General features: G+C 47.8%; 22 protein-coding genes. 20 read left to right on the top strand and 2 right to left on the bottom strand.

Annotated features, from left to right (window positions below; genetic code table 11):
- Window positions 1–13: 13 nt before the first annotated feature.
- The 16 genes from MHI52_RS20685 (at window position 14) to spoVM (ending at window position 15,734) form a co-directional block, all read left to right on the top strand.
- Complete coding sequence (locus MHI52_RS20685; RefSeq protein ID WP_036614623.1) at window positions 14–913, top strand: YicC/YloC family endoribonuclease; 900 nt, start codon at window positions 14–16, stop codon at window positions 911–913.
- A gap of 51 nt (window positions 914–964) precedes the next feature.
- On the top strand, window positions 965–1,225 hold the full coding sequence (remA, locus tag MHI52_RS20680; RefSeq protein ID WP_006209218.1) for an extracellular matrix/biofilm regulator RemA: 261 nt from the start codon (window positions 965–967) through the stop codon (window positions 1,223–1,225).
- 13 nt (window positions 1,226–1,238) lie between these two features.
- On the top strand, window positions 1,239–1,811 hold the full coding sequence (gene gmk / locus MHI52_RS20675) for a guanylate kinase (protein ID WP_017687445.1): 573 nt from the start codon (window positions 1,239–1,241) through the stop codon (window positions 1,809–1,811).
- A 157-nt stretch (window positions 1,812–1,968) separates the two neighbouring features.
- The gene (gene rpoZ, locus MHI52_RS20670; protein ID WP_036614619.1) at window positions 1,969–2,181 is read left to right on the top strand and encodes a DNA-directed RNA polymerase subunit omega; all 213 of its coding nucleotides are present in this window, start codon (window positions 1,969–1,971) and stop codon (window positions 2,179–2,181) included.
- A 300-nt stretch (window positions 2,182–2,481) separates the two neighbouring features.
- Complete coding sequence (gene coaBC / locus MHI52_RS20665; protein ID WP_405157559.1) at window positions 2,482–3,717, top strand: bifunctional phosphopantothenoylcysteine decarboxylase/phosphopantothenate--cysteine ligase CoaBC; 1,236 nt, start codon at window positions 2,482–2,484, stop codon at window positions 3,715–3,717.
- Window positions 3,718–3,720: 3 nt separating this feature from the next.
- Complete coding sequence (gene priA / locus MHI52_RS20660) at window positions 3,721–6,270, top strand: primosomal protein N' (RefSeq protein WP_405157558.1); 2,550 nt, start codon at window positions 3,721–3,723, stop codon at window positions 6,268–6,270.
- Between the two features lie 116 nt (window positions 6,271–6,386).
- Entirely contained in the window at window positions 6,387–6,875 is a 489-nt protein-coding gene (gene def / locus MHI52_RS20655) for a peptide deformylase (RefSeq protein WP_017687449.1), read from the top strand.
- Window positions 6,876–6,887: 12 nt separating this feature from the next.
- A complete protein-coding gene (fmt, locus tag MHI52_RS20650) occupies window positions 6,888–7,841 on the top strand; it encodes a methionyl-tRNA formyltransferase (RefSeq protein WP_127545450.1) in 954 nt (317 codons plus the stop codon).
- On the top strand, window positions 7,838–9,316 hold the full coding sequence (gene rsmB / locus MHI52_RS20645) for a 16S rRNA (cytosine(967)-C(5))-methyltransferase RsmB (RefSeq protein WP_340984680.1): 1,479 nt from the start codon (window positions 7,838–7,840) through the stop codon (window positions 9,314–9,316). The genes fmt and rsmB overlap by 4 nt, the downstream gene beginning before the upstream one ends.
- A gap of 252 nt (window positions 9,317–9,568) precedes the next feature.
- Window positions 9,569–10,609: a 23S rRNA (adenine(2503)-C(2))-methyltransferase RlmN gene (gene rlmN, locus MHI52_RS20640; RefSeq protein WP_017687452.1), complete on the top strand. Its 1,041-nt coding sequence runs from the start codon at window positions 9,569–9,571 to the stop codon at window positions 10,607–10,609.
- Window positions 10,610–10,616: 7 nt separating this feature from the next.
- Window positions 10,617–11,393: a Stp1/IreP family PP2C-type Ser/Thr phosphatase gene (locus MHI52_RS20635; RefSeq protein WP_017687453.1), complete on the top strand. Its 777-nt coding sequence runs from the start codon at window positions 10,617–10,619 to the stop codon at window positions 11,391–11,393.
- Window positions 11,390–13,600, top strand: a complete 2,211-nt coding sequence (pknB, locus tag MHI52_RS20630; protein ID WP_405157557.1) for a Stk1 family PASTA domain-containing Ser/Thr kinase — start codon at window positions 11,390–11,392, stop codon at window positions 13,598–13,600. The genes MHI52_RS20635 and pknB overlap by 4 nt, the downstream gene beginning before the upstream one ends.
- Window positions 13,601–13,661: 61 nt before the next feature.
- Window positions 13,662–14,570, top strand: coding sequence for a ribosome small subunit-dependent GTPase A (gene rsgA / locus MHI52_RS20625; protein WP_076328024.1), 909 nt, complete (start codon window positions 13,662–13,664; stop codon window positions 14,568–14,570).
- Between the two features lies 1 nt (window position 14,571).
- On the top strand, window positions 14,572–15,231 hold the full coding sequence (gene rpe / locus MHI52_RS20620) for a ribulose-phosphate 3-epimerase (protein ID WP_017687456.1): 660 nt from the start codon (window positions 14,572–14,574) through the stop codon (window positions 15,229–15,231).
- A 3-nt stretch (window positions 15,232–15,234) separates the two neighbouring features.
- The gene (locus MHI52_RS20615) at window positions 15,235–15,486 is read left to right on the top strand and encodes a hypothetical protein (RefSeq protein WP_047843680.1); all 252 of its coding nucleotides are present in this window, start codon (window positions 15,235–15,237) and stop codon (window positions 15,484–15,486) included.
- Window positions 15,487–15,653: 167 nt separating this feature from the next.
- Window positions 15,654–15,734, top strand: a complete 81-nt coding sequence (gene spoVM / locus MHI52_RS20610) for a stage V sporulation protein SpoVM (RefSeq protein ID WP_017687458.1) — start codon at window positions 15,654–15,656, stop codon at window positions 15,732–15,734.
- Window positions 15,735–15,928: 194 nt separating this feature from the next.
- On the opposite strand, the gene rpmB is transcribed toward spoVM, so the two are convergent.
- Window positions 15,929–16,117: a 50S ribosomal protein L28 gene (gene rpmB, locus MHI52_RS20605; RefSeq protein WP_017687459.1), complete on the bottom strand. Its 189-nt coding sequence runs from the start codon at window positions 16,115–16,117 to the stop codon at window positions 15,929–15,931.
- 637 nt (window positions 16,118–16,754) lie between these two features.
- Between rpmB and MHI52_RS20600 the strand changes: the two genes are divergently transcribed.
- The 4 genes from MHI52_RS20600 to MHI52_RS20585 all read left to right on the top strand — a co-directional run bounded on the left by MHI52_RS20600 (window position 16,755) and on the right by MHI52_RS20585 (window position 21,917).
- A complete protein-coding gene (locus tag MHI52_RS20600; protein ID WP_405157556.1) occupies window positions 16,755–18,566 on the top strand; it encodes a DAK2 domain-containing protein in 1,812 nt (603 codons plus the stop codon).
- 28 nt (window positions 18,567–18,594) lie between these two features.
- A complete protein-coding gene (locus MHI52_RS20595) occupies window positions 18,595–19,458 on the top strand; it encodes a DegV family protein (protein WP_405157555.1) in 864 nt (287 codons plus the stop codon).
- 10 nt (window positions 19,459–19,468) lie between these two features.
- Entirely contained in the window at window positions 19,469–21,514 is a 2,046-nt protein-coding gene (gene recG, locus MHI52_RS20590; protein WP_405157554.1) for an ATP-dependent DNA helicase RecG, read from the top strand.
- Between the two features lie 115 nt (window positions 21,515–21,629).
- Window positions 21,630–21,917 carry a stage VI sporulation protein F gene (locus tag MHI52_RS20585; protein WP_036614589.1) on the top strand — a complete coding sequence of 96 codons (288 nt, stop codon included), beginning with the start codon at window positions 21,630–21,632 and terminating at the stop codon, window positions 21,915–21,917.
- Between the two features lie 532 nt (window positions 21,918–22,449).
- Here the strand turns inward: MHI52_RS20585 and MHI52_RS20580 are convergent.
- Complete coding sequence (locus tag MHI52_RS20580) at window positions 22,450–24,030, bottom strand: response regulator (protein WP_405157553.1); 1,581 nt, start codon at window positions 24,028–24,030, stop codon at window positions 22,450–22,452.
- Between the last annotated feature and the right edge of the window lie 7 nt (window positions 24,031–24,037).

The following is a 24,037-nucleotide window of genomic DNA, read 5'->3' as shown; positions in this document are numbered from 1 at the left end:
GGATGTGATGCCGATGTCATTCAGTATGACCGGATACGGTCAATCCGCCTTTCATTTTGGCGGCTATAAGGTACAATTAGAGATCAAATCTGTTAATCATCGTTATTGCGAAGTGATGATGCGTCTGCCAAGAGAGTGGACGTATTATGAAGACGGTTTGAGGAAGATCGTACAGAGTCGTTTGAAACGTGGGCGGATTGATGTTTATGTAATGAAAGAAAAAGAGGAAGACCAGGCTCTTCCCGCTGTTCTGAATGAACAGACGGTCAGGGCCTATCTGCAGGCTGCAGAGCAACTGGAGACCCAATATGGATTGCAGGGCAAACCAAGTATTGTGGATATGCTTGGGCTGCCGGACGTCATGGTTCATTCGGATGGGACAAGTTCCATTCCCGAAGAGCAGAAGGACGAATGGGAGCGAGTTCTGCAGGAAGGATTGAAAGAGGCTCTGTCCAGCCTTGAACAGATGCGCGCTCGCGAGGGTCTTCATCTGGCCAGTGATCTGGAACGGCGGATTACCCGTCTGGAGTCACTGCATACCGAAATGCTTGATCTTGCACCGACTGTGGTAAGTGATTATCGCAACAAGCTAAGACAAAGGCTTACGGAAATGCAGGAAGAAGGCTCTTTCCCTTTTGATGAGCATAAATTGGGTATGGAAATTGCAATGTTTGCCGATCGTTCTAACATAGAAGAGGAGCTTACGCGTCTACAGAGTCACTTTGGACAGAGCAGGGAACTGCTGAAGAGTGATGAGCCCGTAGGTCGTAAGTTGGACTTTCTAATTCAAGAGATGAATCGGGAAGTCAATACGATTGGATCAAAAGCCAACCATTTGGCTCTGGTGAATCGTGTTGTCGAGATGAAGGCGGAGCTGGAGAAGATTCGTGAGCAAGCTGCGAATATCGAATGAACGGCCACATTTCGGCAAAAGAGTCGCATGTATAGGGGGAAGAACCTGATTATGGCAATCAAACTCATTAACATTGGATTCGGTAACATCGTATCGGCGAACCGGATTATATCCATCGTGAGTCCGGAATCGGCGCCGATCAAGAGAATTATACAAGAGGCAAGAGATCGTCACATGCTGATTGATGCAACGTACGGAAGACGTACTCGTGCCGTAATTATTACGGATAGCGATCATGTCATTTTGTCTGCAGTTCAGCCTGAGACGGTCGCCCATCGTCTTTCTTCGAAAGATGATGATAACGACGAATAAAATGGAGTGTAATATGTCTAAGGGATTACTGGTAGTGTTGTCCGGCCCATCTGGGGTCGGGAAGGGTACTGTATGCAGCGCTTTGCGCAAACGGGTGCCGGAATTGATCTATTCCGTATCGGCAACAACCCGTCAGCCTCGTCTTGGTGAAGAACATGGTGTTAACTATTTCTTCAGAAGTCATGAAGAGTTCCAGAACATGATTGCTGAAGATCAATTGTTGGAACATGCGGAGTATGTTGGTAATTATTACGGAACACCGCGTGATTTTGTAGAGAAAACGATTAACGAAGGCCGCGACATCATTCTGGAGATTGAGGTTCAAGGCGCGTTAAAAGTGAAAGAGAAATTCCCGGAAGGGATCTTTGTTTTCCTGCTTCCTCCTTCATTGGACGAGCTGAAAGATCGCATTCAGGGCCGTGGTACCGAAAGCCAAGCGACCATTGATCACCGGATGTCCGTGGCGGTTGATGAGATCAGTCTGCTGGAGCAGTATGATTACGCTGTTGTTAATGATGAAATTGATTTGGCGTGCAAGAGAATAGAAAGCATCATAATCGCCGAACATTGTAAGATCAATAAATAATCCCTTTTGCCGCTGCAGAATGCGATATAAGTGGGGCAGTTGTCATATCATATACTGAAGCACTCCTTCTCGGAATGCCCGGGTGTGAAGACATGCCACATCAGTTCTGTCAGGCGGCAACTTGCGATTATACTAATGCGAAGAGGTGTTTGTTAATATGCTGTATCCTTCTATTGATGAAATGATGAACAAAGTCGACAGCAAGTATTCCCTTGTTGTTGCTGCTTCCCGCCGGGCTAGACAGCTACGTGAAGGTGAAAAAACGGATTTAAGAGGTGCGAGATCCCATAAACAAGTTGGCGTTGCACTGGAAGAAATCTATGGAGACCTGCTCGTTGTCATCAAAGGACAGGACGAAGAAGAAGAGTAAGCCGCCTGCGGCTGCTCTTCAACTGCATACGGCGTAAGCCGGATTAATTGACAACCGCGAGGTTGTTATTTTTTTACGAATAAGCATATTTTAACGGAATCTTACTTAGGACGTGTCTCAAAACTCGCTGAAGTGCATCTTTTACCGCCTTTTCGCCCCCTGCTGCGTCACTTTCCCTTGACGTGCCCCGGCACGCCTGCGGAAAACTTCCTTGCTTGGAACGAAAATTCGGGAAAATCTGCTTCCTTCGGAGTTTTCAGACGCGCCCTAGACGTCGTATAAATATCGGGGGAAATAAACATGTTGAACGGTAAAAAAATCGTGCTTGGTGTGACTGGCGGCATAGCCGCTTACAAAGCGGCAACATTATGCAGCAGACTGGTGCAAAAGGGAGCGGATGTTCATGTTATTATGACAGCTTCCGCTACACAGTTTATTACCGAATTGACGCTGCAAACGTTGACCCGAAATACCGTATACACCGATACATTTGATGAGCGTGAGCCAGCAGTCGTATCTCATATTCATCTGGCCGATCTGGCTGATCTTGTTCTGGTTGCTCCGGCAACAGCCAATGTGATTGCCAAGATGGCGCATGGCATGGCAGATGATATGCTCTCAACAACTCTTCTTGCGACGACAGCTCCTGTCATGATTGCACCAGCGATGAATGTACATATGTATGATCATCCAGCTGTAAAGCATAATATGAACCTGCTTGTTGAACGGGGCGCTATGATGATTGAACCGGGTGAAGGTCTGCTTGCGTGTGGATATGTGGGTAAGGGACGTCTGGAAGAACCGGAGAGCATTGTGGATGTGGTAGAACGTTTCTTTGAACAGCGAGAGTCCGCAGGCATTAGTCGGCAGGGACAAGCTCCATTGTTACAAGGCAAGAAGGTTGTTGTTACGGCTGGAGGTACGATTGAGCGCATTGACCCAGTACGATACATTACGAACGATTCATCTGGCAAAATGGGATTTGCCATAGCCGCAGCTGCGCGTGATCTGGGGGCAGATGTGAAATTGGTTATGGGCAGTACCCAATCCAAGCCACCGGAGAACGTGGAGTTGATCCCTGTACAGTCTGCACAGGATATGTATGAAGCGGTAACACGCGAGTGGGACGATGCTGATATCGTGGTTAAGGCGGCGGCAGTTGCCGATTATCGTCCAAAGGAAGTTTATACCGAGAAGATCAAGAAGAAAGGCGACACGCTGTCGCTCGAACTTATTAAAAATATAGATATTCTTGAAACACTGGGCAAACAGAAAACCCATCAGTTTTTGATTGGTTTTGCTGCGGAGACTCAGTCAGTTGAGATGTATGCACGTGAGAAATTGGAACGGAAAAACTGTGATCTGATCGTAGCCAATGATGTAACCCGCACGGGTGCAGGATTTGGAACAGACACCAACGCGGTACATATCTATGACCGGGAAGGTTTGGTGGAGGAGCTTCCAGTGATGGCCAAGGACGATGTGGCTCATCGGTTGCTCCAGATTGCGGCGGAGCGCATTGCCGGGAGGAATTAGGATATGGAGATTGCCAAGGTCATAGTCGATGTTCCCGTGAAGGAAACAGATCGGCCGTTTGATTACCTGGTACCTGAATCGATGAGAGAATGGATCGAGATTGGCAGCCGGGTGGGTGTGCCTTTTGGTCATCGGACGGTGCAGGGATTCGTGATTGATCTTGTGCCGCGTACCGGAGAGGAAACATTCAAGCTTAAGCAGATTCAGGAGTTACTGGACATTGTTCCCCCGTTGTCAAAGGATTTGGTTGAGTTGGCCGAATGGATGAGTGGACGTTATGCCAGCAACCGGATTTTGTCATTGCAGGTCATGGTGCCGACGGCATTGAAAGGGAAAGCAGAGCGATACATCTCGCTGGGAGATGCACTTGATGGACAGATGGCGGGAGCACAACCAGATGATGAGGTGTTATTTGTTTGGGGAGAAGAGTCTACGACCGAGAAAGTACAGCAGGATATCATCCGTTTTGTCAAAAGTCGGGGTCAGGTACCGCTACAACAACTGAGTCGAAAATATCCCAATCATGCTACACTAATTAAGAAATTATTGCTTGGTGGTGTGCTGCTGGAAAGTCAGGCCATCAAGGACAAGTTAAATAAAAAAACGATGAAGTCCGTTGATCTGGCTGTAGATATTGCTGCTGCTCAGGAAGCACTTGCTTCATTCCCGGCGAAAGCACAGCGGCAGAAGGAGATTCTGGCTTTTTTGCTGGAAATGAAAGAACTGCTGCCCATGCCGATGAAAGAAGTGTTATCTACACTACAGGTATCGGCCGCAACGATTAAAGGGCTTGAGGAAAAGGGATTGATTGTCACCGAGGACGTTGAGGTCTTCCGTGACCCTTATCAGGGCAGGACGTTCAAAGCGACTGAACCGCTGGTTCTGACCGATGAGCAAAAACTTGTCTACGACAATATCAATGGCCGATTGCAGGAACAACGCCATGGAGTGTTTTTGTTACATGGTGTTACGGGAAGTGGCAAGACGGAAGTCTATCTTCAAACCATTCAACAATGCATCGAACAGGATCGGCAGGCTATCGTACTGGTGCCCGAGATTGCGCTCACACCACAGATGGTAGAACGTTTTAAAGGGCGATTTGGGGACCAAGTTGCTGTTATGCACAGTCGTCTGTCTGGCGGTGAACGTTATGATGAATGGCGCAAGATTCGTGAGGGTCAGGTAAAGGTTGCAATTGGGGCACGTTCAGCTGTATTTGCTCCATTCAGTCGGCTTGGGTTGATCATTATGGATGAAGAACACGAGACTTCCTACAAACAGGAGGAAACTCCGAAATATCATGCTCGTGATGTAGCGGTAAAAAGAGCACAGCAGCATCAGGCGGTGGTTGTTCTGGGTTCAGCGACACCTTCGCTGGAAAGTTATTACGCTGCACGCTCGCAGAGTAATGATGATTTTGCACCACTCTTACTGGAGATGCCAACACGGGCACTGGGTAACAAGCTGCCTGAAGTGCGTATCGTTGATATGCGTGAAGAGTTGAAGGATGGCAACCGCTCCATGTTCAGCAGGGCTTTGCACAAAGGGCTGGAGGAACGCTTGGAACGTGGTGAACAGACGGTGCTTCTGCTGAATCGCCGTGGATATTCGACCTTTGTTATGTGCCGAAGTTGTGGATATGTGGCAGGTTGTCCTGAATGTGATATTTCATTGACGTATCATCAGCGCTCGAATAATCTCCGTTGTCATTACTGCGGGTATGCGGAAGCGGCTCCGGAAGTGTGTCCGGACTGTGGAAGTGAGCATATTCGATACTTTGGTACAGGTACACAGCGAGTCGAGGAAGAGCTTGCCAAGCTCTTCCCGGGTATTCGGGTCATTCGGATGGATGTGGATACAACAACGGAAAAAGGGGCTCACGAGAAGCTGCTGAAACAGTTTCGTGAGAAAAAGGCGGATGTATTGCTGGGCACCCAGATGGTTGCGAAGGGTCTTGATTTCCCGGATGTAACCCTGGTTGGCGTGATAACAGCGGACTCAGCGTTGAATTTACCTGATTTCCGTGCTGCGGAAAAAACGTTTCAGTTGCTAACACAGGTAGCTGGCCGAGCGGGTCGGCACCAATTGCCTGGTGAGGTGTTTGTTCAGTCCTATACGCCGGAACACTACTCCATTGGTCATGCGAGTCAGCATGACTATGTGTCGTTTGTACGTGAGGAATTGCTGCACCGTCGCAATTTGCAATATCCGCCATACTGTCGCCTGATTCTGGTGACCTTTTCGCATGAGCAACTTCCAGTATTGATTCGTCTTGCCGAGAACTATACGCGAATACTGAAAGAGAAGGCTAATGCGGCTGGATGGCTCGGCAGTCTGGATCGATTCAGCAATGATGCCTTTGATGTACTGGGGCCGGTAGCGTCTCCGATTCCTCGGATCAAGAATAGATACAGATTCCAATGTATGATAAAATGGCGGGGGGATGTAGACGCCATAGGACTCGCTCTGGCTACGGCCCGGCGCATGGACGATGATGTTCAGGCGCAAAAATTGCTTATTAGTCTGGATGTAGACCCGCAAATGTTAATGTAAGCATTTTGCAGCAATGCGGATGTAAACAAGCGGTATAAACATAGATTAAAATGAATACCCCAAAAATACAGATATCGTCCTGAAATTATGATGAGGATTAGGAAGGTGCTTACAACATGTCGATTCGCATTATCGTGCAAGAACCAGATGAGGTGCTCCACAAGAGAGCCAAAGAAGTAACCAAAATTACACCAAATGTACAAAAATTGCTGGATGATATGGCTGATACCATGTACGATGCGGAAGGTGTGGGTCTTGCTGCGCCACAGGTTGGTATTTTGAAACGTCTGATTGTTATCGACGCAGGTGATGAGCAAGGGCTGATCAAGATGATTAACCCGGAGATCATTGCAAGTGAGGGAGAACAATTTGGACCTGAAGGTTGTCTGAGTATCCCTGGAATTAATGGTGATGTTCGCCGTTTCGAGACCGTTACAGTTAAAGGTCTGGATCGTGAAGGTAAAGAGCTGATTATTACGGGTAGTGGCTTGCTGTCCCGTGCATTCCAGCATGAGATTGATCATCTGGATGGTGTACTCTTTACGGATGTCGCCGAGAAAGTGTACGAAATTGCAGCCGATCAAACGGGACCGCGTCGTAATTAAGGAGTGATCGATTTGAATATTGTTTTTATGGGAACACCTGAATTTGCAGTGCCTTCTCTCGATATGCTGATGGCAGAGGGGTACAATGTGGTGGGTGTGGTGACTCAACCTGATAAACCACAGGGACGCAAAAAAATACTTACGCCAACACCGGTTAAGGCCGCGGCAGAACGCCACGGTCTGCCGGTGTTTCAACCTGTTAAATTGCGTGATCCGGAAGCGGTAGCCCGCTTGGCTGAATGGAAGCCGGATCTGATCGTAACCGCGGCCTTTGGACAGATTCTGCCCAAAGCCGTGCTGGATATGCCTGTTCGTGGTTGTGTGAACGTGCATGGCTCTCTTTTACCGAAATATCGGGGAGGAGCACCGATTCAACGTTCCATTATTAACGGGGAATCCGTGACAGGAGTCACATTGATGTATATGGCTGAAGGCTTGGACACCGGAGATATGATCTCGCGTGTGGAACTGCCAATTACGGATGAAGATACATCAGGATCGATGTTTGATAAATTAAGTGAGGCTGGTTCCAAACTGCTTCAGGCAGAAATGCCACGATTGATTGCAGGCGAGACAACGGCGGTCCCTCAGGATGATGCTGAGGCTTCGTATGCTCGCAATCTGACTCGGGATGACGAGAAAATGGACTGGAGTCGTACTTCACGTGAACTGTTCAATCAGATTCGTGGTCTTGTGCCGTTCTCCGGTGCATTTACGATGTGGGATGATCAGGTCTTCAAAGTTTGGGCTGCGGCTAATCCCGATCAGGTGGACCTAGAAACTTCTTCAGATGCTGGACAAGCAGAGCCGGGAACGGTGCTGCAATTGAATAAGGCAGGGATTGAAGTCCGCACAGGCAATGGATCTCTCTGGTTGACTGAAGTGCAGCCAGCAGGTAAAAAGGTGATGCAGGCCGCTGACTTTGCTCGCGGTGGTACACTGAAACCTGGAACGGTGCTACGATGAGCGGTAATATACCAGGTCGTTCGTCAGGAAAAGGCCAGCAAGCTAATGGAAATTCATCCGGACGTGAAGGAAACCGTCGTCCGAATTCGGGTAAATCGGGTGGTGCATCGCGCTCCCAGCAACCCAAAACATCTGCTCGTACATTGGCAGTCAAGGTTCTGAGTGCTGTTGAGCAAGATGGAGCATACAGTAATCTGGAGTTGAACCGCCGTCTGAAAGAGGCGGATCTAAGCCCCGCAGATGCTGGACTAGCTACCGAATTGGTGTATGGAACAATCGCCAGATTGAATACACTTGATTATTTTCTGGAGCGTTACGTCGCCAAAGGAGTATCCAAACTGCAACCATGGGTTCGCAGCCTGCTGCGAATTAGCGTATATCAGATGATATACCTGGATCGTATTCCTGAGCATGCCGTGGTGAGCGAAGCGGTTAATCTGGCGAAGAAACTGGGCCATCAGGGAATCTCGGGTATGGTGAATGGAGTGCTCCGCAATATGATCCGCAATCGGGATGAACTTCGTATTCCAGAACATCTGCCCGTTGCCGAACGTATTTCACTGGAGCATTCCCACCCGTTATGGATGGTTGAACGCTGGATTGCCCAGTACGGCGAAGAGACAGCGGAAGCGATCTGTCGTGCGAATAATGAGCCGCCAGCGGTGAGTGTCCGTGTCAACACAACAATGACCACACGGGAGAAACTGATGCATGAGATGACCAGTACAGGTGCAGTCGTTGAAGCTTCTCAGCTGAGTTCCGATGGAATTCTTGTACGTAGTGGCGGAAACATGGCTCTAACGTCCTGGTATCGGGACGGGTTGTTCTCTGTACAGGACGAAAGTTCCATGCTTGTCGCTGAAGCAGTTGCGCCAGAAGTAGACCAACTTGTATTGGATTGTTGCGCAGCTCCAGGTGGTAAAACAGCTCACATGGCTGAGAAAATGCAGGATCGCGGTCGTATTGTCGCGAATGATGTACATGCTCACAAGCGCCAGCTGATCCTGGATCAGGCGGAGCGTCTCGGTCTGACTTGTATCGATGCTGTAACTGGAGATGCGCTAGACCTGAATGAACGGTATCCGGAAGCGTCGTTTGACCGCATTTTGCTGGATGCACCATGTTCAGGTCTGGGTGTTATTCGCCGCAAGCCTGATGTGAAATGGACCAAAACCGTAAAAGATATCGAAGATATCGCAGGCTTGCAGCGTGAATTGCTTGATCATGTTGCGCCGTTGTTAAAACCAGGTGGTATTCTGGTGTATAGCACGTGTACGATTGAGCCTGCTGAGAATGAGGATATGGTTGCAGACTTCTTGAATCGACATCCGGAATACAGCCCAGCAGAAGCATCCGTCTGGTCTGAATCGGAGACAGCGAACTTGAAGGTTGTGAACGGTGGTATTCAGATTTTGCCACAATACGCTCACAGTGACGGATTTTTCATCGCACGGTTGACAAAAACAGTGGAATAACAGTTTAATAGAGCACGGAAGTATGACCGCCGAGGGGAACTTCGGCGGATTTCTTTGTGATGGGACTTCGATATAATTGTCAGAGAATGTGGTGACAGGGTGCGATGGCGGCATTGAGATGTTATAATGCATGAAGTACAGATATCAAGGGTATACATGGATGTAACGTGGTCTTTGTGATAGAATAGGACGAATGGAACGAAAAGAAGGAAGCCAACGAAAAGAAAAGAAGGAATAGGTGTTGACAACAAAATGAAACCTTTTATATATGATTATTCTCTGGAACAACTGCAGCAATGGGCTGTTGAGAATGGGGAGCCGGCGTTTCGCGGTGGCCAAATCTTTGACTGGATTTATGTAAAACGCGTGAATGATTTCAGTGAAATGACCAATCTGTCCAAGCCATTGCGTGAAAAACTGACAGAGCAATTTGAATTCGTAACGCTTAAGGAAATTACCAAGTTTGAATCCAAGGATGGAACGGTTAAATTCCTCTTTGGTCTTCATGATGATCATGCCATTGAGACAGTAATTATGAAGCATAACTACGGGAACAGCATCTGTGTAACCACACAGGTTGGTTGTCGTATTGGTTGTACGTTCTGTGCATCCACATTGGGTGGACTCAAGCGTAACCTTACGGCTGGGGAGATTGTTGCACAGGTTGTGCAGGCTCAGAAAATTCTGGATGAACGCAACGAGCGTGTCAGCAGCATTGTGATCATGGGTTCGGGTGAACCTTTCGAAAACTATGAAGCTACGATGACTTTCCTACGCATTATGATTCATGAAAAAGGGCTGAACATCGGTCAGCGTCACATCACGGTATCCACGAGCGGAATCGTTCCGAACATCTACAAGTTTGCAGATGAAGATACACAGATTAACCTCGCCATTTCGATCCATGCACCAAATGATGCACTGCGTTCGAAATTGATGCCGGTTAACCGTCGTTTTCCTTTTGAAGACGTGATGGAGTCCCTTCGTTATTATCTGGCCAAAACAGGTCGGAGAATTACGTTCGAGTATGCACTTATTGGTGGGGTAAACGACCAGCCAGAGCATGCAGCAGAACTGGCAAGTGTGCTTAAGAACATGTTGTGCCACGTGAATCTGATTCCGGTTAACCATGTACCTGAACGCAAATACGTAAGAACATCGAGAAGCGACATTTTCAATTTTCAGAAGATTCTCTCGGAACAGGGTGTTAATGTAACCATTCGTCGTGAACAGGGACATGATATTGCTGCCGCTTGCGGTCAGCTTCGTGCAAAGCATATGGAGTTGAGGTGAGAACGTTTTGATCAAAACAGTTCATGTGAGCCATATCGGACGAGTGCGTTCGGTGAATGAAGATTCAGCCTGGATTCGTAATCTCGATACAGGATATATTCTGGGTATTGTTGCCGATGGCATGGGTGGACATCTTGCAGGGGATACGGCAAGCCGCTTGGCAGTAGAGACGTTGGTGAAAGATCTGGGAACACTGGAACCAGGTCTGTCACATGCGTCTCTGTCTGCGGCTCTCAGCGATGCTATTTTGCATGCCAACGAAGTTATCTTCCGCACGGCATCAACAGATGACAAGTATCACAACATGGGAACAACGGTGGTTGCGGCTTTATTGAACGATACGGAAGGTGTTATTGGACACATCGGTGATAGCAGAGCCTACAAAATTGCGAACAAAGCTGTGATCCAGCTAACCGAGGACCATACACTGGTGAATGAATTGTTCAAAAATGGTCAGATTAGCAAAGAGGATGTGTCCCATCATCCACGTCGCAACGTACTAACTCGTGCGCTTGGAACAGATGCCGAGGTGAAGGTAGATCTGGATACCGTCAAGCTGGAGGAAGGCGAAGTTCTTCTCCTGTGCAGTGATGGTCTCAGTAACCTGGTCAGCAATGAGCAGATTATTCAGGTTGCCGGCAATCTGGAACTGGCATTGGAAGATCGTGCAGACCGACTGCTTCAGTTGGCTTTACTTGCTGGGGGAGACGACAACATCACGCTTGCTTTGTTCGAGTTGCAGAGGGAAGGTTCCGTGGATACGGAAACGGGGTGTGAGTCATGATTGGGCACCAGCTAGGCGGACGCTATGAAGTGATTGAGCGTGTCGGCGGTGGCGGCATGGCTCTTGTGTACAAAGCCCAGGATCTTCTGTTGAACCGGAATGTAGCGATCAAAGTCCTTAGACAACAGTTTGTGCATGACGAAGAGTTTATTCGCCGTTTCCGCAGGGAAGCACAGTCGGCAGCATCGCTGTCTCATCCGAATGTAGTTAGCATTTATGACGTGGGGCAGGAAGATGACGTTCATTATATTGTCATGGAGTATGTGGAAGGCAAAAACCTGAATGAAATTATCAAAGAACGTGCCCCTCTGCAGGTGGACGAATCGGTGCGAATCGCTTCCCAGATTGCAGATGCTCTTGATCATGCACATCATAATCAAATCATTCATCGGGATATCAAACCCCACAATATATTAATTGGCCGGAATGGCCGCGTGAAAGTCACGGATTTCGGGATTGCCCGTGCCGTTACGTCTACAACGATTACGCAGACGGGTTCCGTAGTTGGTTCTGTACATTACTTCTCACCGGAGCATGCCAAAGGCATCGTTACTGGTGAAAAATCGGACTTATATTCTCTTGGGATCGTACTTTACCAAATGCTTACCGGGCAACTTCCGTTTCTGGGTGAAAGTCCAATCAGTGTGGCATTGAAGCATTTGCAGGAAGAGTTCGATGAACCACGCAAATTCAATCCATTGATTCCGCAAAGTGTGGAAAATGTCATCTTAAAATCCATGCGTAAAAATCCGCAGGAACGTTATCAGTCGGCCAAAGAAATGCAGACCGATCTGGAAACTTGCCTGATGCCGGAGAGACGAAATGAAACGAAGATTGATTTTCCGGATGAGGATGATATAGACCAGACTCGCGTAATGCCTGCGATCAAGCCTGAACCGCGCGGAGTTACATCCACGGGTGCGGTGCCTGTGATGGAGTCTGACGAAGAAACTGGCAAGGGTAAAGCGAAATCGAAGAGCTGGAAGAAGCCAGCTCTACTCATTTCATTAACCGTTCTTATTCTAATCGCCATGGTGGGCGTTGTATGGTATGTCAAGGGTATGTTGGTTGTACCTGAAGTTACCGTACCTAACGTGATCACCCAGACTGAAGAAAAGGCTCGGGAACTACTTGAGGAGAAAGGACTCGTCGTCAGTGATGAGGTCATCCGTCTTTACCAGGAAGGTGTCGAACCCGGTATTGTGTTTGACCAGAGCAGAAAAGAAGGCGATGTTGTCAAAGAAGGCTCCGAGGTCCAGATCAGTGTTGGTGCAAAAAAAGAACTGGTGAAGATGATTGATGTCAAAAAAGAAACTTATGATGAGGCTGTCAAGAAGTTGACTGCGCTTGGCATTAAGGAAGATCAGATTCAGCGGAAAGACGAGTTCTCCAATGATGTGGCTTCAGGTTCTGTTATTTCCCAGACACCGGGTGTGAATGAGGAATTCGATCCTGTGACAGTTCAGATTGAGATAACCGTAAGTAAAGGCACTGAAACGGTCAAAATGCCTGATCTGAAAAATCATACCCGCAGTGAAGCCGAAGAAAAACTTAAATCAGTTGGACTTGTACTTGCTCAGGTGCAGGAAGAATCAAGTTATACGGTGGACCAGGGCAAAGTGACGCAGCAATGGCCTGTGGAAGCTGGCGCAGAGGTTAGTCCTGGCGATAAGATTACAATCTTTATCAGTACAGGGTATCCGCCAGAAGCGCTGGAATATCCTTTTAATATCAATGTCTCACCCAAAGAAGAGGGCAAAAACAGTAAAATCCGTATCACATATGAAGACGCACGTGGCAAGAATCAGGAATGGGGAACACGCACCGTGAACTCAACCCAGACCTTGACCATTCCACTTGTGCTCGCTCCAAATGAAAATGGGGCTGTGTCCGTATATCGTGATGGACAGTTCCTGGATACGTATCTTGTCTCCTACAGTGAAGCCAAAAACGGAACAGTAAACGTACCTTCCATTGACCCGGAACAAAGCACTGAGACGCCGCCAGAAAATGAGCCTGATCCAGGTGAAGGTAGCGTTGATGAGGGAAGTGTTGATCCCAATCAGGAAGGTGAACCTGAGTCCACACCGGCAGACGGTGAGGGTGACAGCGTAGATGAGGACACTTCTGCCATGAATAATGGTAAGGGGCACGGCAAGGAAAAAGAGAAGAAAAAGGAAGTCATTAACGCATCAAGCCGTCCATAAGGGCGGCTTATGCTGGCGTCTGGAGTAAATGTACCACCATCTAAAGGAGGGCGTCGGAGCTATGCCAGAAGGTATCATCGTTAAAGCGCTAAGCGGTTACTATTATGTCATGCCAGTGGAAGACAACGGGGTTCCTTCGGTTGAAGGTTCCGCCGTTCAATGTCGAGCCAGAGGTATCTTCAGAAAGCGGGGAACGTCACCGCTTGTAGGTGACCGCGTCAGCTACATGTTGACAGAGAACGGAGAAGGAACGGTAGATGAAATCCGGAAGCGTGAGACGGAACTTATCCGTCCTCCTGTAGCCAATGTAAGTCTGGCTGTTCTCGTGTTCTCTGTGAAGGAACCGGATATGAACCTGAACCTGTTGGACAAGTTCCTTGTTCATATCGAGCAGGCGGGGCTGGATGCACTCATTGTGTTGACCAAACTGGATTTGGCTGATCCAGCCAAAGACACTGTTGCTGAAGTGAAAGCATTGTATGAGCAGGTTGGTTATGAAGTGATCTCCACAAGTTCACGTACCGGTGAAGGCAGTGAATTGCTCAGAGACCGACTGGCTGGTAAGATCAGCGTATTCTCCGGACAATCCGGTGTAGGCAAGTCTTCGATGTTAAATGCATTGATGCCGGGCCTGACGCTGGAGACAAATGCGATCAGCATGCGTCTAGGACGAGGGAAACACACCACCAGGCACGTGGAGCTTATTCCGTTGGATAATGGTGGGTTTGTTGCAGATACGCCAGGATTCAGCCAACTGGACTTTCTGGAGATCGGTGTGGAGGAACTCTCCACTTGTTTCCGCGAATTCGCCCAGTTTGCAGATCAGTGCAAATTCCGAGGTTGTACCCATACACATGAACCAGGCTGTCGTGTGCTTGCGGCCAAGGAGGAAGGTCTGATCTCCGAAAGCCGATATCAGCACTATGTGCTGTTCCTGAACGAAATGAAAGATAAGAAGCGGAGGTATTAACATGATTAAAATTGCCCCATCGATATTATCAGCTGATTTTGCCCGCCTTGGTGCGGAAGTTGCAGAAGCTCAAGCTGCAGGAGGAGACTGGATTCATGTTGACGTTATGGACGGTCATTTCGTCCCTAATATTACGCTTGGACCTGCGATAGTGAAGGCAATCGCTCCACATACAAGCTTGCCGCTCGATGTGCATTTGATGATTGAGAATCCGGAGCGTTATGTTGAGGAATTTGCCAAAGCGGGTGCAGCGGTAATTACCGTTCATGCTGAGGCTTGTGTGCATTTGCACCGCGTTATTCATTTAATTAAGGAGCAAGGAGTGAAGGCAGGAGTTGCCCTTAATCCGGGAACGCCAGCGTCTGCCATTCTCGAAGTTCTGGATGATGTGGACATGGTTCTTGTCATGACGGTCAATCCTGGCTTTGGCGGACAGGCATTTATCTCGGGTACGATGAACAAAATCAAGCAGATTCGTACCTGGTTGAACGAAAAGGGACGCCATGATGTACATATCGAAGTAGATGGCGGAATTGCTGCCGATACAGCCCCTCTTGTGGTGGAAGCTGGAGCAGATGTGCTCGTTGCCGGAAGTGCCGTATTTGGACGTGAGGATCGTGCTGCCGCGATTACTGAAATTCGCCGTAGCTATGGAGGTTGATCTATGACCCTCAAGGAGACACTGTGGACGATGGCTGCGAGTCTCGTGACGGGACTTGTGCTTGCTTTGTTTGCGGTTATTCAATCCCCGTTTAATGCTATTACGTCATTAATCGGGGTAGGCGTTGTTATTATGTATTTCCGCAAATTTGATCGTACGGGACATCGGGTTACTTTTGTCATTTTCGGCATACTGTATTATTTACTGAGTGTTTTCATGATCGCTGCCTATCAATATATTCCTGCCCAAACGTAAATGACCTGATCTTCGGGCTTGTCATTGTGGAATAGGGATCGAAGGTTCCGCATAAATATGGTTACATGAGCAGGTTTCTCATGTAGCCTTTTTTGTCGTGTTTGAGGTAAAGAAGGCCTGAAGCATAGGATACGGCGGACGCATGAGCATGATGGGGAGGGTGAATTATGAAATTTTACACATTCAAACTGCCGAAGTTTTTGGGAGGGTTTGTAAAGGCGATTCTTAATACGTTTCAAAAGCACTGATCCGATTGATAAGGTAACAGGGAATACCGCCGCTTTGGCTCAGGCTTATCTGGAATTCGTACCTGCGAAGCGCCATGCGGCGGCCATTCACATGTTAATGAGCGTATTCAAGAATCCCTTTTTTGAATACCAAAAAAGCACCTGCAAGGAACAAGGTGCTTTTTGCTTACCCGATTTATAGTAGCTTTGCGTGATTATACGCGAGTCACTTTACCGGCTTTCAGTGCACGGGTGCTTACGTATACACGTTTTGGTTTGCCGTCAACGAGAATGCGGACCTTCTGAACGTTTACGCCCCAAGTACGACGGTTACGGTTGTTAGCGTGGGATACGTGGTTACCGGTGCCCGGTTTCTTACCTGTCACATAACATTTGCGAGACATAGATTACACCTCCTATCCTAAAATAACCAGTTGCCTTCAGAAACGAAAAGTCATTCCATAAGGACTAAATTGTTCTTCCTGATCATAAAGATCAGGTTTCAGTAGCTAATGGCGTTGTTTAAGCCGGCATGAACCGGATCATTTCCATTACTTAACCTGCATAAAACAATACTTGAATATAATATCATAATTAAAAAAGCTTCGTCAACTGATCCAAAAACTTTATTTATTTCTCCTGTCTAATATAGTACAATGTTGAGTAGTCCATAATACAGTGGTGAACAGGCTGTTGCCGCGAGGAAGTCGGAGAATAAACCGTACTTAGAGGTCGGTGGTCTGCTTTTTGGCAACGCTGTGAGCTGCGGCATTCCATCATTGGCACCAGTCTCCATGCGGCATTCATGCCGGCTCTTGATACCGGTGCATATCCGTATGCCCCGAAGTTAGGGGTGCAGAGAGTGCAGGATATTGGTAGCCCGGCCGCCCAGACCGTTAATCCGGCTGACATGTTGTATTGTATGCCTGTGCCGGACAAGGTATGGACGAAGAATAACGCAGTCCGCGTTAGCGCATGAACAGACCAGACACATCTTGGTGCAAGGTGTTCGTGTATCAAGCTAGGAAGGGGAATTCTCACTTGAGTATACGTTCTTTAAATGGAACAGATTTCACCGCAATGGTACTTGCCGGAGCGGAACAACTTGGACAGCATGCAGAGCACGTCAATTCCCTGAATGTTTTCCCTGTGCCGGATGGTGACACGGGAACGAACATGAATTTGACAATGAGTGCAGGAGTCGCAGAGATTAAAAGAAAAAGTTCTGCCTCCATCGGCGAAGCTGCCGGTATTCTATCGAAAGGCCTGCTTATGGGCGCACGGGGGAATTCAGGAGTTATTCTGTCGCAATTGTTCCGTGGTTTTAGTCGTTCAGCTGCTCCCTATGAGGAACTGAATACGCTCCAATTTGCAGCAGCCCTGCAGAACGGTGTTGACGCAGCTTACAAAGCAGTCGTAAAGCCCGTTGAAGGGACCATTCTTACCGTAGCCAAGGAAGCGGCGAAACATGCCAACTACTACGCAAGACGGACGAATGATATTACTGAATTAATGAATGAAGTTTTGTTAAAAGCAAAAGAAGCACTGGCAATGACTCCGGAATTACTGCCTGTACTGAAACAGGTTGGTGTTGTGGATTCAGGTGGTCAGGGGCTTGTATATATCTACGAGGGCTTTATGGAAGTATTGTTGCAAAGTAACGGAGGGAGTCGTACTTCACTGAACAAAGAAGTAACCCCATCCGTGGTAGCATCTGCTTTGAAACCGGCTGGACCGACAGAAGTGGATATCAAGAAGCCTGCACAGCAGCAGGTGATTGCACCGGAGATGCCATTGTCTGCTCAGGCGAGACTGGAAACGGAAGATATTGAATTCCTGTATGATATGGAATTCTTCATTAATCGTGAGCTTGGAGAGAACGCAGGAGTGGCATTTGATGATGAAGCATTCCGGAAAGCGTTGTCAGTTAATGGGGATTCGATCATCATCATTGCCGATGATGAAGTCATCAAAGTTCATGTCCATTCCAAGACACCAGGCGATGTATTAAACCTGGCGCTGCATTATGGTGAGATTACACAGATTCATATTCTCAATATGCGTGAACAGCATCGGGATCTCCTGACAGCAGGCATGGATATTGCTCCATCACCTGAATTGTTTGCAGAGATTCCACCTGAGGCAGCGCGTAGTATGGAAGAGGCTGTGCTTCCTGCAGATGAGATGGCACCGTATGGTTTTATTGCGGTATCCTCCGGTGACGGTATTGCAGAGATTTTCCAAAGTCTTGGCGTTGATGTTGTTCTGTCCGGTGGACAGACAATGAATCCGAGTACTGAGGATTTTGTAAAAGCCGTTCGTTCCATTGCTGCGGAGCAGGTATTTATACTCCCGAATAACTCGAATATTGTACTGGCTGCGGAGCAGGCTCGTGAATTGCTTGAAGATGAGCGCCGGATTACGGTTATTCCAAGCAAGACCATTCCACAGGGAATGGCTGCTGCTTTTGCTTTCCAGGAAGATGAGTCTGCGGAAACAAACCGTGACCAAATGTTGGAGGCCATCAGCCGGGTACAGTCCGGTCAAGTGACTCATGCGGTTCGTGATACGCAATATGATGAATTGGATATCAAGGCGGGGCACTATATCGGTATTCATAACTCCAAAATTGTAGCGACGGATGAAACCATGCTTCAAGCATGTGAAGGTCTGCTCAAACAGATGATGGAGAGTGGAGATGAAGTGGTGACGATCCTTGAAGGGGACGAAGCTGACCCTGAGGTTACTGCTGCCCTCGCTGCATGGCTTGAAGAACAGTATCCTGATGCTGAGGTAGAGGTACATCTTGGAGGACAGCCGGTGTATTATTATCTGTTCTCCGTAGAGTCCTAATAGCACTCTAGCGAAGAGGAGGAGAGTCATGAGCCACAAGGTTACGATAGTAACAGACAGTACGGCAGATATTCCCGAAGAACTCATTCGCAAATACGGGATTCATATTGTTCCGCTACGTGTTCTATTCGGTGAAGAGACCTATGCAGATGGCGTTGATCTGACTTCGGAACAGTTCTACGAAAAGTTGAAGAAGGTATCTGTGTTGCCTACAACCTCACAGCCATCTCCAACCGATTTCATGGATGTGTACCAAGCATTGCTTGATGAGAACCCGGAACGCCCGATTGTATCGATCCACCTGTCATCCGGCATGAGTGGTACCTATCAATCGGCCATGCTTGGCAAGTCTTTGCTGGAGCGTGAGGGTGACATCACCGTGCTGGATTCGAAGTCAGCATCTTATGGATACGGTCTAATGGTGGTACAGGCTGCTGAACTTGCCGAACAGGGCAAGTCAGCAGTCGAAATCGCTGCTGCTATTGAAGGGATCCAACAATCTCGCAAGTTGTTCTTTCTTGTAGATACTTTGGAGTATCTGCAAAAGGGCGGTCGGATTGGCAAAGCTTCAGCCATCTTGGGAACGTTGCTTAACATTAAGCCGATCCTGTCTATTGATGAAGAAGGCGTTATCTACGCAGTTGAGAAAGTCAGAGGTCATAAAAAAGCAATGGCACGCATTATTGAGCTGTTTCAGAAGGATCTTGCAGGCAAACGGGTGAACCTGGCGGTAGGTCATACCGCTGACCCGGGATCAGCGATTGCTTGTGCAGAGCAGCTGCGGGGTCATTTTACACTGAATGAAGTGATCTATACCAATATTGGAGCCGTAATAGGCAGTCATGTTGGACCTGGTGTCATTGCGATCTTTATGTGGCCTGTTCCGGAATGAGGGATTAGACATGAAATTGGAAGAAATATCAGTTAAGCAAATTAACGGCGTGAGTGCTCTCAAAGAGGGAGAGCTTCACGCCTTTGGCATCTCTACTGTTAAAGACCTGCTTGAGTACTATCCTTTCCGTTACGAGGATTATCGTCTGCGTTCACTTAGTGAAGTGAAGGATGGGGACAAGATTACGGTCCAGGGACAGGTGATGGGTATTCCTGTATTACAACGATACGGTAAAAAGTCCCGTCTTACCTGTAAGATCATGACGGAAGAGTGGATGATTACAGCCACCTGGTTCAATCGCCATTTCCTCAAAGAACAACTAACCCCCAATCGGGAGATTGTGATTACGGGAAAATGGGAACAAAAACGCATGCAGATGACCGTGACTGACTCGGAGTTCCCTGATAAAGGCGATGGGCGTTCAGGTACATTGCAACCTGTATATTCGGTAACTGGCAAACTGACACAACAATGGATGCGGAAAACGATCAATCAGGGATTAATTCAATTCGGAGATATGATTCCTGAGATTCTGCCTCAGTCCTTGATGAGGAAATACAGCTTGATGCCTCGTAAACAAGCGATTGCTGGAATTCATCGTCCACAGGACAACCGGGAAGGTCAGCAGGCCAGACAGCGGATGGTGTATGAAGAGCTGTTTCTGTTCCAGTTAAAAATGCAGGCGTATCGCGCGCTCAACCGGAATCGCATGGATGGTGTAGTGCATACCACGGACAATACGACGATTCGTGAGTTTGTACGCAGTTTACCTTTTGAACTGACAGATGCTCAGAAAAAGGTGGAGCTTGAAATTCTGCATGATATGCGTTCGCCCTATGCAATGAATCGGTTATTGCAGGGTGATGTCGGATCAGGTAAAACGGTTATTGCGGCAATTGCGCTATACACAACTGTTCGATCTGGGTTCCAAGGGGCTCTGATGGTGCCTACGGAGATTCTGGCGGAACAGCATATGCGCTCACTGCAAAAGCTGTTTGAACCGTTTGGGGTAACCGTAGGGCTGTTAACGGGCAGTGTAAATGGACGCAAACGTAAAGATCTGATCGCCTCGTTGCAAATGGGCATGATTGATATCGTGGTGGGTACACACGCCCTGATTCAGGAAGATGTTTTCTTCCGTGATCTGGGTCTTGTGGTGACGGACGAGCAGCATCGCTTCGGGGTGAATCAGCGCAGCGTTTTACGACGCAAAGGATATAACCCGGATGTGTTAACGATGACGGCAACGCCTATTCCGCGGACACTGGCCATTACAGCTTTTGGGGATATTGAGGTATCCACGATCTCAGAGCGTCCGAAAGGACGGATTCCCATCTCCACGTATTGGGTCAAACACGATATGATGGAGCGGGTGCTCGGTTTTATCTCGAGAGAAGTGGATCAGGGACGTCAGGCTTATCTGATCTGTCCGCTCATTGAAGAGTCGGAGAAGCTGGATGTGCAGAATGCCATTGATCTGCATGTGCAGATGCAGCAGAACTTACCGAAATATCGTGTAGGTCTGTTGCATGGACGGATGACGGCTGCGGAGAAAGAAGAGATGATGCGGGACTTCTATAGCAATGATATTCAGTTGCTTGTCTCCACCACCGTTGTCGAGGTTGGGGTCGATGTGCCAAATGCCACGTTGATGGTCATTATGGACGCGGACCGCTTCGGTCTCTCCCAGCTGCATCAGCTTCGTGGTCGGGTCGGTCGTGGTGCTCATGCTTCCTATTGTGTACTCATTGCTGATCCCAAGACGGAGGTTGGACAGGAGCGCATGAAGGTCATGACGGAAACGGAGGATGGATTCGAGGTATCCCGGCGGGACCTGGATCTCCGGGGTCCGGGTGATTTCTTTGGTACCAAACAGAGCGGACTACCCGAGTTCCGTCTTGCCGATATGGTTGCCGATTTTGCTGTGCTGGAACAGGCCAGAGATGACGTGACCCACTTAATTGAGGATGCGACTTTCTGGACCTCCATGGACTATGCACCTCTGCGTGATTTCCTACAGCAACAGCAAGTATTCAAGGGTGATCTGATTGACTAAAGCTTGCCTTGATAGCTGGTTTTTCGTATTACCTTTGTAAAAAAAGACAAGTGTACAAGCCCTCCCGACATATGAATAAGAAGTGAGTTCATTCTTTTGGGAGGTGCTATACGTTTTGGGTTATCAACAATATGGAATTAGTCCGCAGCTGGTGGAGCGGATCAAATTAAAGATGAAAAATCCCGCTGTCAAAGAGCGTATCAAAAAGTTGATTGATGGCGTGACCAAGTCTGATCTGCAAGATAAGGCCAAGGTCAGAAGGTTGGTCAAGTCCTCGGCAGTTATTATGAATGAGAATTTCTCTCCGGCGCAGGAGGAGCAGTTTGTTGCTTTTGTGCTTGCACAGAAGATTGATCCGAACAATACGTTTCATTTGATTAAGCTGTGGGGGATGTTTAGGTAGGGATTCGATGTAATGTGGGTGGAAAAAAACATTCGTTTACACGAGGGCACTACGATGACAGAATAACCTTCCGAGCGCTGTTATCCCCGGATTTTCTGATTGACCCTTTCCAAGGGTAAAATCCGGTGATAAAGGCGCACGCTTCGCTTCTTTAGGTTATTTCTGTCCTCTCCGTTGTTGTGTAAATTGATTTATTTTACAAAACCAAATTACATCGAATGTTTATGAAGTAATTTTAGTGGGTGGGGCGTTCCATAAGTCAGGAAGATGACTTTTGGAACGCCCTTTTGATTGAATAACCAGGGACAAGCCTTGTGGTATTACTCGGTTGAATATTGGTTGTAGTTATCGAAATGACCCATGACCTTGCTTGTGTTACCGCAAAAACAAAATTTTCATTGAGTATGTTATGTTGGTTAAATCGACCATCTTAGTACTTGCGAGCTTCAAGGAATATGGGCTGATGGAAGAAGGCCAGTACCTGCCGAATGATCGCTAAGAACCACAACAACGAAAACAAGGAACTGGGCCATCATGCATGGCCTGGTTCCTTGTTGTTTGCGGTGAAGGATTTGTGTTGCTTTCGGTATTCCTCTGGGGTCCAACCGGTCAATTTTTTAAACACCCGAAAAAAATATTTTGGATTGTCGTAACCCAACTGTTTGGCAACCCGGTAGATTTTATCGTCTGTGCTCGTTAAAAGCTGCTTGGCTTGCCTGATCCGTAGTCTGTTTACGTAATCAGTGAAGTTCTCGGATGTCTTTTCTTTAAATAAATGACTGAGGTAACTCGGGTTCAGGTAGAACAGGGACGAAACCCATTCCAGCGTTAAATCCTTGGTATAGTGATTATCGATATATGTCCTGACGTTGTCGATCACTTGATCTGATGAGTAGGGGTTGTCTTCCTTAAGCAGAAGAGCTGTTTCCGTCAGCACCTTTACCATGTAATGCCTAATGCACTCCATATCGAACGAGACGTTCAGGACGGCCTCCAAGCTGGAAGAGGCGCTACTGTTGCCTCCGTTCTGGATATAGTTACTCAGCAGCCGTTTGGTTTCCGTGATAATGTCTCTGCACTGCTCTTTCAGGTGGGCAAGCAAAGCGTCAGGCTGGCGTATGTAGAAAGCAAAGAAATCGGTGATGACCTCTTCCACCTTCGGCACATTCCCGCTCTCTATAAAAAATAACAGTTCATATGTTCGAGCCCACTTCAGTTGATGTAGTGGAATTTGCTCCCGTGAAAATACGTAACATTTGCCAAAATCGGTAAAGGCTCGTTCGTCCAACGCAAGGATCGTTTGATGATGAGCTTCTCGGGCCCCACCAATGCCTGTATGAGGCAAACTGATCCCCACACAACAATCCGTAGTTTCAGATTTGGTCAAAATGATACTCGCAGTTTGTTCCGCCATTTTCTGCAAATCAAGCTGGCCTGAGTAATCCAGATCATGCATCAGGAAAAACAGTACCTGATCCGTTTGTGGATGAGGAATGTACAGGCCATTCGAAAAGGTAGGTAGTTGCTGTGCTGTAAGCGGTTGAGGACCATAAATCGTCAATAAAATGAACTGGTCAGATGCCATGATGGCGGCAAATTCCGCAGAGCGGAACACAGGTGTTTTGATGGATGAATGGGGAGCCAGCACATAATTCAGGAAGGCTTGCATGTCTGTATCCCTTTTCATCTGCTCCGTTTCTACTTCTCTTAGAACGACTTCCCGCTGAAGAGAGCGCTCCTGTTCGATGGATTGGATGGCTTGGTGAAGCGTACCGTGGATCTCGTCCCGGCTAAAAGGCTTCAGCAGGTAATTTACAACTTTCGCAGAGATTGCCTCCTGCATATAATCAAAATCGGTATGTCCGCTAATGACAATTAACTTAATGCGCGGATATTGCTGGCATACTGTCCTGATCAACAGCTTGCCGTCGACCTCAGGCATGCGCATGTCCGTAAAGATAATGTCCGGCTTGAACGATTCAATCAAAGCCAAGGCGTCTGCGCCGTTATCTGCTTCGCCTAAGAGTTCAAGCGAGTGCTCAAAATTCCCGATTTTTTTTAACAAACCTTTGCGGATCAAGGGTTCATCGTCCACAACGATATACGTGTACATCTCTTGG

Source organism: Paenibacillus sp. FSL H8-0283, from assembly GCF_045040675.1.
Classification (GTDB): Bacteria; Bacillota; Bacilli; order Paenibacillales; family Paenibacillaceae; genus Paenibacillus; species Paenibacillus amylolyticus.
Note: the sequence above shows the minus strand (reverse complement) of the source record. Positions and strands in the feature narration are given on the sequence as shown.

Bases quoted from the DNA above. Each gene is read 5' to 3' on its own strand.
- MHI52_RS20685 (WP_036614623.1), top strand. From the start codon at position 14: ATGTCATTCAGTATGACCGGATACGGTCAATCCGCCTTTCATTTTGGC.
- remA (WP_006209218.1), top strand. From the start codon at position 965: ATGGCAATCAAACTCATTAACATTGGATTCGGTAACATCGTATCGGCG.
- gmk (WP_017687445.1), top strand. From the start codon at position 1,239: ATGTCTAAGGGATTACTGGTAGTGTTGTCCGGCCCATCTGGGGTCGGG.
- rpoZ (WP_036614619.1), top strand. From the start codon at position 1,969: ATGCTGTATCCTTCTATTGATGAAATGATGAACAAAGTCGACAGCAAG.
- coaBC (WP_405157559.1), top strand. From the start codon at position 2,482: ATGTTGAACGGTAAAAAAATCGTGCTTGGTGTGACTGGCGGCATAGCC.
- priA (WP_405157558.1), top strand. From the start codon at position 3,721: ATGGAGATTGCCAAGGTCATAGTCGATGTTCCCGTGAAGGAAACAGAT.
- def (WP_017687449.1), top strand. From the start codon at position 6,387: ATGTCGATTCGCATTATCGTGCAAGAACCAGATGAGGTGCTCCACAAG.
- rsmB (WP_340984680.1), top strand. From the start codon at position 7,838: ATGAGCGGTAATATACCAGGTCGTTCGTCAGGAAAAGGCCAGCAAGCT.
- rlmN (WP_017687452.1), top strand. From the start codon at position 9,569: ATGAAACCTTTTATATATGATTATTCTCTGGAACAACTGCAGCAATGG.
- pknB (WP_405157557.1), top strand. From the start codon at position 11,390: ATGATTGGGCACCAGCTAGGCGGACGCTATGAAGTGATTGAGCGTGTC.
- rsgA (WP_076328024.1), top strand. From the start codon at position 13,662: ATGCCAGAAGGTATCATCGTTAAAGCGCTAAGCGGTTACTATTATGTC.
- rpe (WP_017687456.1), top strand. From the start codon at position 14,572: ATGATTAAAATTGCCCCATCGATATTATCAGCTGATTTTGCCCGCCTT.
- MHI52_RS20615 (WP_047843680.1), top strand. From the start codon at position 15,235: ATGACCCTCAAGGAGACACTGTGGACGATGGCTGCGAGTCTCGTGACG.
- spoVM (WP_017687458.1), top strand. From the start codon at position 15,654: ATGAAATTTTACACATTCAAACTGCCGAAGTTTTTGGGAGGGTTTGTA.
- rpmB (WP_017687459.1), bottom strand. From the start codon at position 16,117: ATGTCTCGCAAATGTTATGTGACAGGTAAGAAACCGGGCACCGGTAAC.
- MHI52_RS20595 (WP_405157555.1), top strand. From the start codon at position 18,595: ATGAGCCACAAGGTTACGATAGTAACAGACAGTACGGCAGATATTCCC.
- recG (WP_405157554.1), top strand. From the start codon at position 19,469: ATGAAATTGGAAGAAATATCAGTTAAGCAAATTAACGGCGTGAGTGCT.
- MHI52_RS20580 (WP_405157553.1), bottom strand. From the start codon at position 24,030: ATGTACACGTATATCGTTGTGGACGATGAACCCTTGATCCGCAAAGGT.